Source organism: Gilliamella sp. App4-10 (assembly GCF_001690495.1).
Lineage (GTDB): Bacteria > Pseudomonadota > Gammaproteobacteria > Enterobacterales > Orbaceae > Gilliamella > Gilliamella apicola_G.
In genome coordinates this window covers 559,935-576,511 of the sequence record NZ_LZGS01000035.1, presented here as the reverse complement: position 1 = coordinate 576,511, position 16,577 = coordinate 559,935, and the positions used below count along the sequence as shown (strand labels likewise).

The window sequence follows — 16,577 nt, the reverse complement described above, 5'->3', positions numbered from 1 at the left end:
CTGCCGGTAAGCTTACTGCAATATCAATACCTAACGCCTCACGATTAAAGTCATCAATGACATTGAATGTCCTAAAGCGACGTTGATTACAGCTACTGTCACTCATAAAATCCATTGACCAACATTCACCTTGTTTATTAGGAACCAATAGCCTTTCTGGGCTTCGTGGAGGAATACGTTTTTTACGCTTTACCCTGAGATTAAGCTTTAATTCACAATACACCCGATATACCCGTTTATGATTCCATTTATAGCCGAGCTTTCTGATACGATTAAAGCATTTAGGAAAGCCCCAGCGTAAATGCCGGTCTGTGATAGCATTCAATACCGAAACAATCACCGAATCATCCTGTAACTTAGGTTGATAATAGTAAGCACAACGACTTAAGCCAACAATGGCACAACTCATAGCAATAGTAACCAAATGATTTTGTTGTAGTTGCTGTGCCCACGTTTTACGTGCCCCAGTTGGCACTAAAGCTTTTTTATGATTTCTTCCTGAAGCTGAGATTTTAAACTGAGCTCAGCAAACATCTGTTTAAGTTTACGGTTTTCGGCCTCCAGCTCCTTTAAACGTTTGATATCCGAGGTTTCCATACCACCGTATTTATCTCGCCATTTATAGAAAGTTGAATTCCCCATGCCATATTTACGGCAGAGTTCCTTGACAGGAATACCTGCTTCAGCTTCTTTTAAAATAGCGACGATTTGATGTTCAGTCATTTTTTTCATAATTAAATCCCCTTTACTTGTATCATAGAGAATTTTCTACTTTTTTGCTGTACTATTTTAGGGGATAGTTACATTATAATCAGATTGGCTATGATTGGAAGCGTCAAGATTCCAATGCAAGCCCTCGATTATTTCACGATATAGAGGGTTTTGTTTTATCACCATTATGCTACCTCGCGACGTTCTACTCTGCGAGATTCAAGCCAAGAGTAAATCTCATCAGCTCGATAGCCAACACGGCGCAAGCCAATTCTGATTTTTTGGGGAAAGGTTTCATCTTTCCGTTCTAGCGTATAAAGGCTAGTGTCGGATTTGAAATGTAGTAAAGCTTTTACTTCTTTTTTGGATAGGATTTGATTGGCCATTCGTTATATTCTCCTGTATCTAAAAGATAGATATAGGATATAACTGTAAATATAACTATTCGAGAGATGATAATTAGATATTTTTCCTACTGGGTGGTTATGAATAATTAACATATTAGTATTAATTATCCATAATAATGCATAGGGATGGAATATTTAAATTTTTGTCCCTTTTTAACTAAATATTCTTCTGCTAGAATTAAGTACCATTGTTGCTCTAGGAATGGTACAAGCTTTTAAACGCTCCTTAATATCTATATCAAACTCATTAGGATATAATAAATTTGCTATTTGATATTGTGTTAATTTTATATCTGTTATTTTCATCCATAAAAATAGATCTATATAAGCCAGAGTTTTAAATTGTGACAGTTTAGTTAATTCTTTATCACTAATTCGGTTAGATCTTATAATATCTGTTTTTTGTCGAGTATTTTGCAACCATTCTTTAAATGAGTTTATTATGTCCTCATCATTATTCCTTAAGTTAACTCTTATATGTGCGTCATCTTCTTCATATTGTGGAATATTATCAAAAACACTCCAGTCATTAGGATAAAAATCTTCATCAAAATAATTAATCCAATAGGCATGAGCATCAGATATGCCTAGCTTTTTATCTTCTTCCTTAAACATTTCATGACATTTATCTCTATGTTTTATTATATCTTTCATATAATCGAATGATTTATTTTCCTGATATTGTAGATTTTCATATATAGTCAACAAATCACAATAAGATAGATCTGAAATTGATTTTTCTTTTTCCAAAAAAGAAGGAATAGACTCTTCACTTTTCATAGTACTAGCTTCTAATAATATTTCAGGTGATGATATTTCAATAAGTCGGTTTATTAGAAGTTGATTTGCGAGCTGTTTTTTCCCATTTTTTTTTGTTCTATCTTTAAGACTTATTACATTAATTAACAATTGTCTTAAAAATATAGAATATTCCCATGAATATCTGCTAAAAGAATCACAAATACTATAATTTTCTATATTAAACCAACTTGGACAATACTCAGGTTTTCTTTCCATACGCCCCTCACGCCCCTAATAGATATTTGCGCCAGTTCGCTAGGGTTGCGAATGTTCGGGGATCAGCCTAGACGCAAATAATACAGTAATATACAGTTAGGTACATTATAGCACTGTAATTATATACATGGAATGGGTTTTGGGGTATTTGAAACCAATATGAAGCGACTAATTCAAAACTGAGGATTTAATAATTTCAGGGTGTTGAGTGAAATACGATTGCTGAGTGTCAATAATATTAGGCATCACATCATCATTAGATAACACATTAAAAGATTGGTGCATAAATTTTGTGCCATCAAATCGTAGAGAAACGAATCTATTCCATTCATTACCATTAGAACACAACAAATCAAAAATAACTAAAACTGGTTTATTTTTGATTTTACATTCTTTTAGACGAGCAACCACATCCTTTAAATTATCTAAAGGTGATTCATGGTTAAGTGCTGTAATAACAATGATGTCATTGCTATTTAATAATGAATAATTTATATCAAACATTTATATTAAGTTCTTTAAGTGCGAGTATATAATATTACTAATTCTATTCATTTCGTTTATATCACTTATCATTCTACTTGAATCAACATGTTCATTCATATGGAATAATCTATTTCTATGTTTGTTAAAAAACTCAAAAGCATCACATAGTCTCTTTTGCATATCCTTACATGGTATTTTTTGTTGATATTCTTGTTTTATGGAGAAACTCTCCTTTGGCGTTTTTTTAACAAAGAATCCCCCAAAAGAATCAATACCCTCACACTGACTTGCAATGAGCCCATACTCAAGCAATTTCTGCTTTAACATTCCTTCTAATGCTCTGAATTCGGGATAAAGTAACATACAATAATCAGGAAGCTTGGGTGATGAAAATTTGACACAAAAACTAGATAATAACAACGACTTTATACTGTGATTAAATTGCTCAAAAATATCCTCACCTAACTGATTTTTTAAATGAAACTCAGCCATTCCTAAATTTAACACTTCCGCCCGCGAGGAGTCAGACTTCATTAATACAGATTCGATTCCTGAAAGATCTAACAAATCAGATATATAATAAATTAATCTTTTATAACAAGTTAGAGGTTTTCCTTGAATTTGAAGTTTTCTATTATTGTAATGAATTAACGTTATATAATCCTTATAATAGTCAGATTTAATTTGAATAAGAAGATCATGCCCTCTTGGCGTGATATTAATAACAATATCATCAAACTCGGATTTTAAAGTTTCTAAAATCACATCAAAATCATTGTGCATAATATTGCACAATGTCATATCAACATTTCTTAACTCATTAGGATTAATAGTGTCATACAAATAATCCGCAAAATCCTTACCAACTATTTGATTCTGACCTTGTTTATACTGAATCGTTGAAGTTCCGTTATTATTAAAAAATATATTGATTAAACAAGTATTTTCGTTTGGACGAGAAAACTCTAAGCGCCATTTAGAATTATCTTCTTCATCTTTATGCAAATTAAATCCATTATCCTGAAGATAATTAGTAATACTTTGCCGCAAATTAGTTCTATCTAAAAGTAAATTTTTATAGTTTCTTTCATTCATGATCATTCTCACAATGAATAATTTACGATACCTAATTAGTATAAAAAATGGGGACGGATAATATTTCAGTTTGTTTTAGATGTCAATGGAATTAACAATATATAACTGAACATAAATGAACGCAACTAATTAAATTTTTTTGCGCACACATAAAAAACATTCATTCTAATCATTTCTTAACCAATCTAGGTATTAATCTATCAATATAATCACTAGCATTATGCCAGTAAATATTTTCAATACAGATTAATTAGCTTGTTTTAAATCAAAATGCTAAAGATACAATTATAGCTGTCTTTATTATGAAGATAACTGCTTGTCTTATTTTATCATCCAAATTTGGATCATCTTTATCTTCTGCTATTAGTTGCTGTTCGTTAAGTATATTTTCCGTGCGTACCTCTTTAGTGCGTACCAATTCATCAGGTTTCACATTAGCTAAACCAAAGATATATAACTATTGTTAGTACGTATCTATTAAGTACGTTCTTGGAGTGCGCTAACTTGTTAACTGCCTTTTATGATTAAATTGGTATCCATTTATTAAATACCTTTTTACTGGATACTTGTTTGGATACCTATATTAAATGGATTTTCGGATATTTAAATTCTATAGGAAGCGGCTCAATTTGAGCGTCTAAAACTTGAGCGGATAACAAGCCTCTAATTACTCGTAAAACATTTTTATGCTCTTTGCTTGTCAGGCGGTTAAATCCTTTGGTGGTGGCGATACTAGTTCTATGCGCATTGGTTTGGATTTGGCTATAATGCTACTACCCATAGATTGATGATCTAATGTCTGCTTTTCAGAATAACCATGATTAGCAAGCATCAATTTAGCAATACTCGCGTTAAACTCACCCTTTAAGCCTTTATTAATTAACTCGACTTCTTGGCGTGCTTTGATAAGTTCTAACATGTCCTTAAATTCTTCGCTTGAACTCGCATAATTATATAAACTTGACCTTGAACAGTTAGCATATAAAGCCAGTCCAGCCATAGAGGGAATGATTTCGCCATTTTTGATATAGCCCTGTTTATGCAAATACTCTTGCCCTAGTTTTAACATGTCCTTTATCTTTGATTTTCGCCCTGCCATATTACCACCTAACTTACTAATAATAAGGCTATTATAATCCAATAAGGCGAATTATTAGATTGCTTTCTAACGTGTCCAAAAATTCACTAAACCAACCAAGAGGAGGGGGGAGTAAATTCCTACGACCTTATACGTTCTAAACCGCCCATCCTGCTTTTTATGCAAAACCGCGAATTGAAATAATTTTTTTGACTGCTATTACTAAATGGGTAACCATGAATAGCTATCTCGAACCAATGTAATAAACCTGCTGACTTTTTAGCTGATTGCGAATTTAATACCTGAATGGTGAAAATCACCATAGAACATTTAGTCTTTTCCTCCAATAATAGCCCTGGATCAACCTTAAAATCACTTTAACTTAACATTATGATTAATAATTATTTTATTTTAATAAAATAATAACGTTATATAAATATATTTATATTTCAATTGGTTAATTACAGGATCAAGATTATTTTAATAATGTGTATAGTAGTGAACAGTAGTGAATACTAGTGAACACCAAAAAAAATATATAATAAGTATATAATATATTGATATATATAAATTAATATTAGATTGGTGAATAGTAGTGAACACTTTATATTAAAAGTTTAAGATTATGGGGAGGTAAGTATAAAAACAACCTAATCATTGGCATAGGTAAAGGATGACATTTGAAAAAGCACCCCTCAGATATGAGGAGTGGTTTAATATGAAGTTATTGAAGTGAGTAACTCAAATTTGAGTTACGGTTTTATCGTAACCCAAATACGGGGCACGGTATGAATAGCGCGATATGGTTAATGATTAACTAGCTTTAAATTGCGGTTACCTGATAGTGAGACATTTCCTTGGCTTGCTTGCTCGACAAAGTCACCCCACCAGTCAAGCATAATACGCTTTTGATGTTCATATTCTGCTTTGTTGTAGGCTCGCCTTACTGCGTTTTTATCTACATGCGATAACGCGCTTTCAATGACATCATAATTAAAGCCTTGTTCGTTTAAAGCGGTACTAGCTAAAGCTCTTAATCCATGCGCAACTAACTTATCTTTGTATCCCATGCGCTTTATTGCCATGTTAGCGGTTTGGCTACTCATTGGCTTGTTATAAGGCGGTCTTGCTGTTGGGAAAACAAACTCACTTTTATGATTAATAGATTTCATTATCTCAAGTATTTTTATTGCCTGCGGTGATAAAGGTATATTGTGTGGTCTATCCATTTTCATGCGTTCGGCAGGAATACTCCATAATTTTTTATCTAGATTAATTTCTTCCCACTTAGCCCCAACGGCTTCACTTGGTCGCGTTAATGTTAATAACTGCCATTCAATCACGCATCTGGTTTGTAATTTAATCTTTGCCATAGCTAAAGCTTGCATGAACTGCGGTAACTCAGTAGGGGGAATAGTTGGCTGATTTTTTACTTTCGGGCTATTAAATACGTCGGTGATTTTAGCTAGAGGGTTATTATCGATAATTCCCATATTGACAGCATAATACATTATTTCATTAATTCGCCGACAAACTCTTTTTACTGTTTCGTATTTATTATTGTTATTTAATGGCTGTAATGCGTTAATTGCTTTGATAGCTGTTACTTGGTTTATTGGAATATCTTTTATATAAGGGAAAACATGATTTTCTAATGAACGCCAAGCCTTTTTGAGTGTTTGTTCTTCTAAACCTTGTTCTGTTTTGAATTTGAACCATTTCTCAGCCATAGCGTAAAAGGTATTATTACAAGCTTCTTGCTTACGTTGTTCTTGTTCCGCTTTGTGATGTTGTGGATCTATCCCTTGCTTTATTAATTCTCGCGCTTCATCTCGTTGTTTTCGCGCTTGTTGTAGCGATGTTTCTGGGTATTTACCGAAAGATAATAATGTCTCTTTATGTGATATTGGCTTTTTATATTTAAATCGCCATAATTTAACCCCTGTCGGTTTAACTAACAAAAAAAGACCTCCACCATCAAAATACTTTTTATCCTTACTAGTGGCTTTTAATGCTTTTATTTGTGTGTCAGTTAAGGGAGTAGTTTTTACAGCCATTTTTCACCTTTGGGGGTACGCAATAATAGGGTATTTAATTATACCCCCAAATATACCCCCATTATTTTTGGTTGTAAATGTACCTTACTGATACTTAATGGGCAATAAAATAGACTTTAAAGCTTGTTATTACTGGGTTTGGTGTGCTTTGTTGGTTTTAAAAGAATGTTACTGTTTATTGATTTGGTGCCGTGGGCGGGACTTGAACCCGCATGCTCTTAGAGCACTACCCCCTCAAGATAGCGTGTCTACCAATTTCACCACCACGGCGCCGTTTTTATTCAGGAATATCTGATGTTGAATTTTGTTGTATAGGTTGACTTGCAGGAGCCGTTGTAGACTCTGTATTGCCTTTATTTAGCTGTGTTGCTGGTACACTATCTTCAATGTTGTCAAATTCGCTAGTTAAATTTGTATGTGGTTTACTACCTAAATTCGACAGTAAAATGCTTATTACAAAAAACAAAACGCCTAATAAAGTCGTAGAACGAGTTAAAAAATTCCCACTGCCTGACGAACCAAACAAAGTTGCGGATGCACCTGCACCAAAAGACGAGCCCATGTCAGCACCTTTACCTCGTTGTATTAAAACTAATGCAACTATTATAACCGCAATAATTAAATAACTTATAATTAAAAATTCGTACATTTCAACCTGTCAATTTTTTATGTTATATAACAGAATTTATTGATGTGAAATATTAGCGAAAGACAGCCCAACAAGCAAGTAAAATTTCAGATATAGTTGGTATATTTTGAGCATTTATACTTTTTAATTAGCAAGAACACGTATTTCATGTGTTGATGATTTACCTTTGTTAAGGAGTATATTATTGGTATACCACTAATTTTATTTCAATAAATTAATTATGATTTTTAATTTGGTAAAATTTAATTAAGTTAGTTGAAATAGTCATTAGATATATTTCTCATAATCAATTGTCAGTTTTTGGGGAAAACAAGTATAATGATGCATTTGTATTAAAGTTCACATTGATTTTATGAAATTTATTGTTAAGCTCTTTCCAGAAATAACTATCAAAAGTGATTCTGTTCGTTTACGTTTTATTAAAATACTAACGAGTAATATTCGTAATATTTTAAAGTACCATATTGAAAATGTTGCGGTTATCCGTCATTGGGATTTTATTGAAGTTCGCTCAAAAGCTGAAAATAGTGAAGCTCAAATACTTGAGTTATTAACACGAATTCCTGGTATTCATCATATTTTAGCTGTTGATGAAATTACTTTTGTTGATATGCATGATATTTTTGAAAAAGCATTAGATTATTATGCTCCGTTAATTGAAAACAAAACATTTTGTGTACGTGTAAAACGTCGTGGTAAACATGAATTTACATCAATTGATGTTGAACGCTATGTTGGTGGTGGGCTTAATCAACATGTGTCTTCGGCTAAGGTTAAATTAAATCACCCAGAAATCACGATTAATCTCGAGATCGACAAAGATAAGTTACTACTTGTGAAGAGTCGACATACAGGCATTGGCGGTTTTCCAACTGGTACGCAAGAAGATGTTCTTTCGCTTATATCTGGTGGTTTTGATTCTGGCGTGTCAAGTTATATGTTAATACGACGAGGAAGCCGAGTGCATTATTGTTTCTTTAATCTTGGTGGAAAAACTCACGAGATCGGCGTTAAACAGATGGCCCATTATTTATGGGAGCGATTTGGTAGCTCACATAAAGTACGTTTTATTGCCATTGATTTTTCTCAGGTTGTTGGCGAGATTCTTGAAAAAATTGATGATGGTCAAATGGGAGTTATCCTAAAACGGATGATGATTCGAGCTGCATCAAAAATTGCGCAACGTTATAAAGTAGAAGCACTTGTAACCGGAGAAGCATTAGGTCAAGTATCGAGTCAAACACTGACTAACTTACGGCTAATTGATAATGCCAGTGATACATTAATTTTACGTCCTCTTATCACGCATGATAAAGAAACAATTATCAATATTGCACGCCAAATTGGGACTGAAGATATTGCTAAAACAATGCCAGAATTTTGTGGTGTGATATCCAAAAGCCCAACGGTAAAAGCTGTAAAAGAAAAAATTGAAGCAGAAGAATTAAATTTTGATTTCACGATTTTAGATAAAGCCGTTGACGAAGCAGAAAATATTGATATTCGTGAAATTGCCAAACAAGCTGATACAAAGATCACTCAAGTCGAAACTGTCACAACACTGAGTGCAGATTACGTAGTGATTGATATTCGTTCTCCAGATGAGCAGGAAGATAATCCATTGGAATTGAACGATATGGAAATCAAGCATATTCCATTTTATAAACTCGCTACACAGTTTGGAGATTTGGATCAATCAAAGCAATATTTACTATATTGTGAGCATGGTGTTATGAGTAAGTTACAAGCACTTTATTTAATTGACCAAGGATTTAATAACGTAAAAATATTTACTACATAAAACTAATAATAATTTACTATATTAAGCTTTTTTACATATATAATGACTTTTTAAATATAATCTATATTTGTTATTAAGATAAAATATCAAAAATGAATGGAATGGTATAAAGAGGACTGTAATGAGTAGTAAATTGCTTATAGTTGATGATGATCCAGAGATTGCATCGTTATTACGTGAACTACTAGAATTGGAAGGATTTCGAGTTGAAATAGCTAATAATGGTGTTCAAGCGTTAGAGAAGTTTGACAGTACTATAGATCTCATTCTGCTCGATATTATGATGCCTGAAATGAATGGGCTTAGTGTATTATCTCAACTCAGAGGTAAATTTACTGTCCCTGTAATTTTTTTAACGGCTAGAGATAACGAATACGATAAAGTTATTGGGCTTGAACTAGGCGCTGATGATTACATTTTAAAACCTTTTAATGACAGAGAACTTATCGCACGAATTAATGCGCTTTTGCGTAGAACCCGTTGGGATAATGCTGTAAATGATGGTGCTGATAAACCGATTCAATATACTATTGATAAGCTGAATGTAAATCGAAAACAGCAGTCTGTATCTTTTGATAATAAATACATTGAATTAACAGGTACTGAGTTTCAAGTATTGCTCAAACTGCTTGATAATGCGGGTAAAATAATTTCGCGCGATACTTTAAGTGAAACTGTTTTAGGTAAAGAATTTATCCCTCTTGCGAGATCGATTGATGTTCATGTATCGAATTTACGGAAAAAGCTTCCTCCTAGGAGCGACGGTTTACCTTGGATTAAAACATTACGTTCAAAAGGTTATCTATTTGTAATTGATCACAATGATGATTTGCTACAAGATTAGAATAACATATAAATGAAGATCAGATAACATAAAATGTGGCTTATTGATAGACTAACCATCAGAATTTTCACTATATTTTTACTGACCATAGGTTTTTTCTTAATGTTAATTATGGTGTTACCAAGTTTAGATTCTCGAAACTTAACCTATTTAGCAAATAAAGACAAAGAAGCCGGTAATGTGCTTGCTCATCAGATCGAAAATGATCTTGTTAATGTACCTAAAGATAGTTTTCGATGGTGGATGCGTTTTATTGTTATAATGGATAGCCACCAAAAATCGGGTCAATCATTATTTATTGTTACTCCGAATGAGCAAATTATCACCGCTGAAACTAAAAATATTGATTTAGTAAAAAACTTTAGTGAAAAATCTCATAATGTAGATGATCCTGCAAAAAAGATCTATGATTCTCAAGAGATTATAGGGCCTTTTTTAGTCCAATATGCTAATGCCGAATATCAATTGTATATCTTACAACAAGCTACAGACATACAATCCCAATTTGTTAACTTTATATTTGATCATCCTTTTTTATTATTAACTTTGACCATGCTAATAAGTTCTCCTTTTTTACTTTGGTTATCTTGGAGTATTGCAAAACCAGCGCGGGGTTTAAAACAAGCGGCGGATCAGGTTGCCAAAGGCAATTTACAAGAATGGCCAGAGCTTGAGCAAATAGGATCGTCTGAATATAAAGCAACAGGTACTAGCTTTAACCATATGCTTAGGGAGCTAAAACGAATGCAAGAGGTACAGCAGCGTTTATTTTCCGATATTTCCCATGAATTACGTACTCCTTTGACACGTTTGCAGTTAGCGACATCTTTATTGCGACGAAAACAGGGTGAAAGCAGTGAAGTTATGCGCATTCATAATGAAGCAATAAAGCTAGATTCTATGATTGGTGATTTATTGTCATTGGCAAGGCAGCAATATGACAATAATGAAATTCGCGAATTTAATAAAATTAATAAGTTGTTTAAACAAGTGCTTGATAATGCCACTTTTGAAGCAGAACAAATCAGCAAAAATTTTACCGTTACCAATCTTCCAACTAATCACATTATTTTATGCTATCCCATTGCTTTATGTAGTGCACTTGAAAACGTTATACGAAATGCGTTTTGTTATTGTAACAAAGAGATTGTAGTTAATTTTATTGCTCAACAACAAAAGATCACAATTACAATAGATGATGATGGCCCAGGTGTTGCAGAAAGTGAACTAGAGAAAATTTTTAGGCCATTTTATCGCACAAGTGAAGCTCGAGATCGCAAATCAGGAGGAACAGGATTAGGACTCGCTATTGTGGCTAATGCCATCATACGCGATCATGGAACCGTAAAAGCTGAAAAAAGTCATCTTGGCGGACTTAGAATTGTGATAGTATTGCCAATTCATAAACATTAATAAATAATGAAAGAGAAAATTTGTGTCAAATTCTGCCTTAAACATCGTCTTATTTGAACCCGAAATTCCTGCTAATACCGGTAATATTATTCGTCTATGTGCTAACACTGGTTTTAACTTGCATATCATTGAACCAATGGGCTTCTTTTGGGATGACAAAAAGTTAAGACGGGCAGGGCTTGATTATCAAGAATTTGTTGATGTAAAACGTTATAAAAATCTTAACCATTTTTTAGATATCAATCAAATAGACTTGTCAACACAAGTTTATGCCTTAACCACAAAAGGGCAAAAGCCACATAGTGAAGCCAATTACCAGCAAAATGACTTTTTAATGTTTGGACCAGAAACTCGAGGATTACCTAAAACTATACTTGATGCATTACCTCAAGATAAAAAAATACGCATTCCCATGCTAGCAACAAGCCGTAGTATGAATTTATCTAACGCTGTAGCCGTTGTGGTTTATGAATCATGGAGACAATTAAATTATTTTGGAATAAAGTAATTTAATTGTATAATAATTGCGCAATTATACATTACCGCTTTTTAATATAAAATATACCTGTACGTTATAATTGCTAGAAACGCTTTTGTAGCTTAAAAACACAAAATTAGTAAAAGATAAAGAAGAGGTTAAGTTAACCTCTTTCTATCAGTGCTTAATATTATAAGCTTAAAGTCAAACAGTTATTTTAATGAATATAATTATTTAACGCGCGAAACGTATTCGCCTGAGCGCGTATCTATTTTAAGGATTTCACCAACTTGTATGAATAAAGGTACACGAACTACCGCGCCAGTTGATAAAGTTGCTGGTTTGCCACCAGTTCCTGCTGTGTCGCCTTTTAAACCTGGATCAGTTTCGATAACTTCAAGTTCAACAAAGTTTGGTGGCGTTACAGCAATCGGTTGTCCGTTCCATAATGTTAAAATACATTCAGCTTGATCAACCAACCATTTTGCATTGTCGCCAACCGTTTTAGAGTCAGCCGAAAGTTGTTCAAACGTATTGTTATTCATAAAGTGCCAAGACTCATCATCGGTGTAAAGGTAAGTTAAATTCATATCAACAACGTCAGCTACTTCGACCGATTCGCCTGATTTGAATGTTTTATCGATAGTTTTACCTGAAAGTAATTTTTTAATTTTTACACGATTGATGGATTGTCCTTTACCCGGTTTATAAAATTCATTTTCAACAATTACACACGGTTCACCATCTTGCATTATTTTAAGACCAGCTTTAAACTCATTAGTACTATAAGATGCCATAAAAGCTCCAACTAAAATTCTGAATTACAAAAAATGAGCCATATTATACAGCAAAAAATTGAACTACCAAATAATAAAGATAGATGGATTGTTGATCTTGCTAATGTTGTGACAGATATCAACGTTTTATATTCCTATTTAGGTCTAGATCCTGACACCATCTCAACTCCTATGCAACTGGCGAAAAAACAGTTTCCACTTCGGGTTCCTAGGGCTTTTATTAACCGAATGAAAAAGGGTGATAGTAATGACCCACTTTTGCTACAGGTGCTTTGTAATGATAACGAATTATTAAAAGTTGATGGGTACAGTAATGACCCATTACAAGAGCAAGATAATGCTATTGCTGGGTTATTGCACAAATATTACAATCGTGCATTGTTGATCACTAAAACGGCGTGTGCAATTAACTGCCGTTACTGTTTTAGGCGGCATTTTCCTTATCATGATAATCAAGGTAATAAAAAGAATCTTGGTATTGCGCTTGAATATATTGCTAATCATTCAGAACTCAATGAAATTATTTTATCAGGTGGTGATCCGTTAATGGCCAAAGATCATGAAATGGCTTTTTTGATTAATGCATTAGAGAAAATTCATCATATCAAGAGGTTACGAATTCATACTCGTTTGGCGGTTGTCATTCCTTCACGAGTAACGTCTGAACTTTGTCGCCTGTTTATTGAAAGTAGATTGCAAATTATAGTGGTTACTCACATCAATCACCCCAATGAGATTGATAATGATGTTGCTGGTGCGATTCAGCTTTTAAAACAAAATAGCGTGACAGTATTAAATCAAAGCGTATTGTTGAAAAATATTAATGATAATGCCGATGTTTTGGCTCAGTTAAGTGATAAGCTTTTTAATATTGGGATTTTACCTTATTACATCCATTTGTTAGACAAAGTGCAAGGGGCTGCTCATTTTTTAGTTGATGATGATTCTGCGAAAATAATAATGAAACAACTTGCTGAGCAAGTATCGGGTTATTTAGTGCCTAAATTAGCGCGTGAAGTGGGGGGGGAAAAAAGTAAGCGTGTACTTGCTTTGGCTAATTAGTTAATCTATTTTTGTTGTGTAAATTCGTATGTTATAAGCTATTTATTCGGTTTTACTCAATTGTGCCATAATTAGATGTTAACGACTTTTATTAGAATTTATCTGTTAAAATCTCATTGACGGAAAATAAAATAGACACTATAATTCCGACCTCTTTAATTAATGCTGTGGAGTTTAACTCTGCAACCTGTTGATAAATTAGATTTGGATATAAATCGTCATGAAACGCACATTTCAACCATCAGTATTAAAACGCAATAGAACTCACGGCTTCCGTGCTCGTATGGCAACTAAAAACGGTCGTCAAGTTCTTGCTCGCCGTCGTGCTAAAGGCCGTGTTCGTTTAACTGTTGCTAGCTGATTTAAAGTTGGGTGATTAAGTTCACATTTCCTCGGGAGTTGCGATTGTTAACTCCCTTTGATTTTAATCAGGTCTTTCAAGAGTCCATTCGGGCTGGCTCTCCATTTTTGACGTTAGTTGCACGTAAAAATAACTGTAATCATATGCGGTTGGGCTTTGCTGTAGCTAAAAAACAAGTGAAACGAGCCCATGAGCGTAATCGTATAAAGCGACTGGCTAAAGAGTACTTTCGGCATCGTCAACATCAGCTTCCTAATATTGATTTTATTCTGATGGCTAAACAGCCTGTTATAGACTTAGATAATCAACAAATCGTTGAAATACTCAATAAATTATGCCAACGAATCATAGCCAAGCAAGAGGTTTAAATAAATTTATATTTATTATCAAACAGCATGTTTATGCATGTAACTATATGATAATTAATGTTTTTGTTTTTTTTATTCGTGTTTATCAACGTTTTATTAGCCCTTTGTTTGGTCCTAAATGTCGATTTACTCCGACATGTTCGCAATATGCAGCAATTGCATTAATGCGCTTTGGATTAATAAAAGGTAGTTGGCTAACAGCTAAACGTGTATTAAAATGTCATCCTTTACATGAAGGAGGAGAAGATTTTGTTCCTCCAAAAACTAAAACCAATAGAGAAAAACACTAATGGGATCTCAACGTAATATTTTAGTCATTGCTTTACTTTTTGTATCTTTTTTTATTTGGAAAGCGTGGGAGGAAGATCACGCACCTAAACCGCCAATAGCTAATCAGTTGACACAACAAATGGGTGATGATAGTTTAACAGATGGCTCTGCATTGGGTGAAACAATTACTGTAAAATCAGATGTTTTGTCACTCACTATTAATACTTATGGTGGTGATGTGCAAGCCGCAAAATTGTTAAAATATGAGCAAACACTTCACTCAGGTACGCCTTTTCAATTATTAACTTCACGCCCTGATTATGTTTATATTGCAGAAAGTGGTTTAACAGGTAAAGGTGGTCCAGATAATGCTACTCAAGGTTCAAAACGTCCAGTATATCAAACTGAAAAGTTAGAATATGTTTTAGCTGATGGGCAAGATGAATTGCGTGTTCCACTCACTTATCAAGTTAATGGCGTAAGTTATACTAAATATTACATATTACACCGTGGTAATTATGCCATTGATGTTCAGTATGATATTAATAATCAAAGTAGTGCAGCTATTGATGTTGCAATGTATGGTCAATTAAAACAAACCATTAAATTACCTGATGATATACCAACCGAAGGGGGAAGTGGACTAGGGCAAAGTGCATTCCGTGGAGCTGCTTACTCGAGTTCTAGCACCAATTATAGTAAATATAGTTTTGATGATATTAAAGATAAAGATTTGGCGGTTGAAACTCACACTGGCTGGGTTGCGATGTTACAACACTATTTTGCTTCAGCATGGGTACCATCTCAGGATAAAAATAATCTATTTTATTCTCGTACAACGGCTAATAACTCTCAAGCAACAATTGGTTTTAAAGGCGAGTCAGCTGTTATTCCTGCTGGAAGTACATACACGACTGGAGCAAAACTGTGGTTAGGTCCTGAAATTCAAAGCCAATTGAAGGAAACGGCTAACCATCTTGATTTAATTGTCGACTATGGTTGGTTATGGTTTTTGTCACAACCGTTGTTTTATTTGTTGAAGTTCATTCAAAATATTATTAGTAACTGGGGCTTCTCAATTATTGTCATCACGTTTATTGTTCGTGGTATTTTGTTTCCATTAACTCGCGCGCAGTATCGTTCAATGGCTAAAATGAAGCTATTGCAACCACGTTTACAAGCGCTGAAAGAACGTTATGGAGATGATAGACAAAAAATGAGTATGGAAACAATGGCACTTTACAAGCAAGAAAAAGTGCATCCATTAGGGGGATGCTTACCACTAATGATTCAAATGCCAATTTTTTTGTCATTATTCTATATGTTGGGTAATTCTGTTGAGCTACGTCATGCACCATTTGCGCTCTGGATTTGTGATTTATCATCGCAAGATCCTTATTATATTTTGCCTTTATTAATGGGTGCTAGCATGTTTTTAATTCAGAAAATGTCACCAACACCTGTTACCGACCCACTACAACAAAAACTCATGACTTATATGCCATTAATCTTTACGGCTTTTTCCTTATGGTTTCCATCGGGTTTAGTTCTATATTATATCGTCAGTAATTTATTCACAATTGCTCAGCAACGTATTATCTACTGGGAACTTGAGAAAAAAGGACTTCACGAGAAGAAAAAGAAATAATATTGATTAAAAGGAGGAGTAAAATCCTCCTTTTT

Annotated in this window: 20 protein-coding genes and 1 tRNA gene; 9 read left to right on the top strand and 12 right to left on the bottom strand. The window is 33.6% G+C overall.

The annotated features are described in order from the left end of the window. The 11 genes from A9G23_RS07700 to secG form a co-directional block, all read right to left on the bottom strand. The coding region (locus A9G23_RS07700) for an IS3 family transposase (protein WP_141674914.1) at positions 1 to 475 on the bottom strand (475 nt) is incomplete at its 3' end. Further along, a complete protein-coding gene (locus A9G23_RS07695; RefSeq protein WP_065586190.1) occupies positions 475 to 732 on the bottom strand; it encodes a transposase in 258 nt (85 codons plus the stop codon). The genes A9G23_RS07695 and A9G23_RS07700, both read right to left, overlap by 1 nt. A gap of 164 nt (positions 733 to 896) precedes the next feature. Further along, the gene (locus A9G23_RS07690) at positions 897 to 1,097 is read right to left on the bottom strand and encodes a helix-turn-helix transcriptional regulator (protein ID WP_065587029.1); all 201 of its coding nucleotides are present in this window, start codon (positions 1,095 to 1,097) and stop codon (positions 897 to 899) included. Positions 1,098 to 1,271: 174 nt separating this feature from the next. Next, positions 1,272 to 2,135, bottom strand: a complete 864-nt coding sequence (locus A9G23_RS07685) for a DUF6387 family protein (RefSeq protein ID WP_065587028.1) — start codon at positions 2,133 to 2,135, stop codon at positions 1,272 to 1,274. A 168-nt stretch (positions 2,136 to 2,303) separates the two neighbouring features. After that, positions 2,304 to 2,639, bottom strand: a complete 336-nt coding sequence (locus tag A9G23_RS07680) for a type II toxin-antitoxin system RnlB family antitoxin (protein WP_065587027.1) — start codon at positions 2,637 to 2,639, stop codon at positions 2,304 to 2,306. Then, complete coding sequence (locus A9G23_RS07675) at positions 2,640 to 3,716, bottom strand: type II toxin-antitoxin system RnlA family toxin (RefSeq protein WP_065587026.1); 1,077 nt, start codon at positions 3,714 to 3,716, stop codon at positions 2,640 to 2,642. 265 nt (positions 3,717 to 3,981) lie between these two features. After that, a complete protein-coding gene (locus A9G23_RS11515; protein ID WP_176700607.1) occupies positions 3,982 to 4,149 on the bottom strand; it encodes a hypothetical protein in 168 nt (55 codons plus the stop codon). A 267-nt stretch (positions 4,150 to 4,416) separates the two neighbouring features. Then, positions 4,417 to 4,815 (bottom strand): terminase small subunit, encoded by a 399-nt coding sequence (locus tag A9G23_RS07670; RefSeq protein WP_065587025.1) that lies wholly within the window; start codon positions 4,813 to 4,815, stop codon positions 4,417 to 4,419. Between the two features lie 785 nt (positions 4,816 to 5,600). Continuing rightward, positions 5,601 to 6,851: an integrase domain-containing protein gene (locus A9G23_RS07665; protein ID WP_065587024.1), complete on the bottom strand. Its 1,251-nt coding sequence runs from the start codon at positions 6,849 to 6,851 to the stop codon at positions 5,601 to 5,603. Positions 6,852 to 7,035: 184 nt separating this feature from the next. Beyond that, positions 7,036 to 7,121, bottom strand: a tRNA-Leu gene (locus tag A9G23_RS07660). A gap of 7 nt (positions 7,122 to 7,128) precedes the next feature. Next, positions 7,129 to 7,500, bottom strand: a complete 372-nt coding sequence (secG, locus tag A9G23_RS07655) for a preprotein translocase subunit SecG (RefSeq protein ID WP_065587023.1) — start codon at positions 7,498 to 7,500, stop codon at positions 7,129 to 7,131. A gap of 352 nt (positions 7,501 to 7,852) precedes the next feature. Here secG and thiI point away from each other — a divergent pair, with 352 nt between their 5' ends. From thiI to trmL, 4 genes are all read left to right on the top strand, one after another. Further along, positions 7,853 to 9,301: a tRNA uracil 4-sulfurtransferase ThiI gene (gene thiI, locus A9G23_RS07650; protein WP_065587022.1), complete on the top strand. Its 1,449-nt coding sequence runs from the start codon at positions 7,853 to 7,855 to the stop codon at positions 9,299 to 9,301. Between the two features lie 121 nt (positions 9,302 to 9,422). Beyond that, positions 9,423 to 10,145, top strand: a complete 723-nt coding sequence (locus A9G23_RS07645) for a response regulator (RefSeq protein WP_065587021.1) — start codon at positions 9,423 to 9,425, stop codon at positions 10,143 to 10,145. Between the two features lie 33 nt (positions 10,146 to 10,178). After that, entirely contained in the window at positions 10,179 to 11,558 is a 1,380-nt protein-coding gene (cpxA, locus tag A9G23_RS07640) for an envelope stress sensor histidine kinase CpxA (protein WP_065587020.1), read from the top strand. A gap of 22 nt (positions 11,559 to 11,580) precedes the next feature. Beyond that, on the top strand, positions 11,581 to 12,066 hold the full coding sequence (gene trmL, locus A9G23_RS07635; protein ID WP_065587019.1) for a tRNA (uridine(34)/cytosine(34)/5-carboxymethylaminomethyluridine(34)-2'-O)-methyltransferase TrmL: 486 nt from the start codon (positions 11,581 to 11,583) through the stop codon (positions 12,064 to 12,066). A 200-nt stretch (positions 12,067 to 12,266) separates the two neighbouring features. On the opposite strand, the gene efp is transcribed toward trmL, so the two are convergent. Then, positions 12,267 to 12,833: an elongation factor P gene (gene efp / locus A9G23_RS07630; protein WP_065587018.1), complete on the bottom strand. Its 567-nt coding sequence runs from the start codon at positions 12,831 to 12,833 to the stop codon at positions 12,267 to 12,269. 33 nt (positions 12,834 to 12,866) lie between these two features. Here efp and epmB point away from each other — a divergent pair, with 33 nt between their 5' ends. From epmB to yidC, 5 genes are all read left to right on the top strand, one after another. Beyond that, positions 12,867 to 13,895 (top strand): EF-P beta-lysylation protein EpmB, encoded by a 1,029-nt coding sequence (gene epmB / locus A9G23_RS07625; RefSeq protein WP_065587017.1) that lies wholly within the window; start codon positions 12,867 to 12,869, stop codon positions 13,893 to 13,895. A 220-nt stretch (positions 13,896 to 14,115) separates the two neighbouring features. Then, complete coding sequence (gene rpmH, locus A9G23_RS07620) at positions 14,116 to 14,256, top strand: 50S ribosomal protein L34 (protein ID WP_025314679.1); 141 nt, start codon at positions 14,116 to 14,118, stop codon at positions 14,254 to 14,256. An 11-nt stretch (positions 14,257 to 14,267) separates the two neighbouring features. Next, the gene (gene rnpA, locus A9G23_RS07615; RefSeq protein WP_081296990.1) at positions 14,268 to 14,624 is read left to right on the top strand and encodes a ribonuclease P protein component; all 357 of its coding nucleotides are present in this window, start codon (positions 14,268 to 14,270) and stop codon (positions 14,622 to 14,624) included. A 47-nt stretch (positions 14,625 to 14,671) separates the two neighbouring features. Beyond that, positions 14,672 to 14,914, top strand: coding sequence for a membrane protein insertion efficiency factor YidD (yidD, locus tag A9G23_RS07610; protein WP_065587015.1), 243 nt, complete (start codon positions 14,672 to 14,674; stop codon positions 14,912 to 14,914). After that, positions 14,914 to 16,542, top strand: coding sequence for a membrane protein insertase YidC (gene yidC, locus A9G23_RS07605; protein ID WP_065587014.1), 1,629 nt, complete (start codon positions 14,914 to 14,916; stop codon positions 16,540 to 16,542). The genes yidD and yidC overlap by 1 nt, the downstream gene beginning before the upstream one ends. Positions 16,543 to 16,577 lie beyond the last annotated feature (35 nt).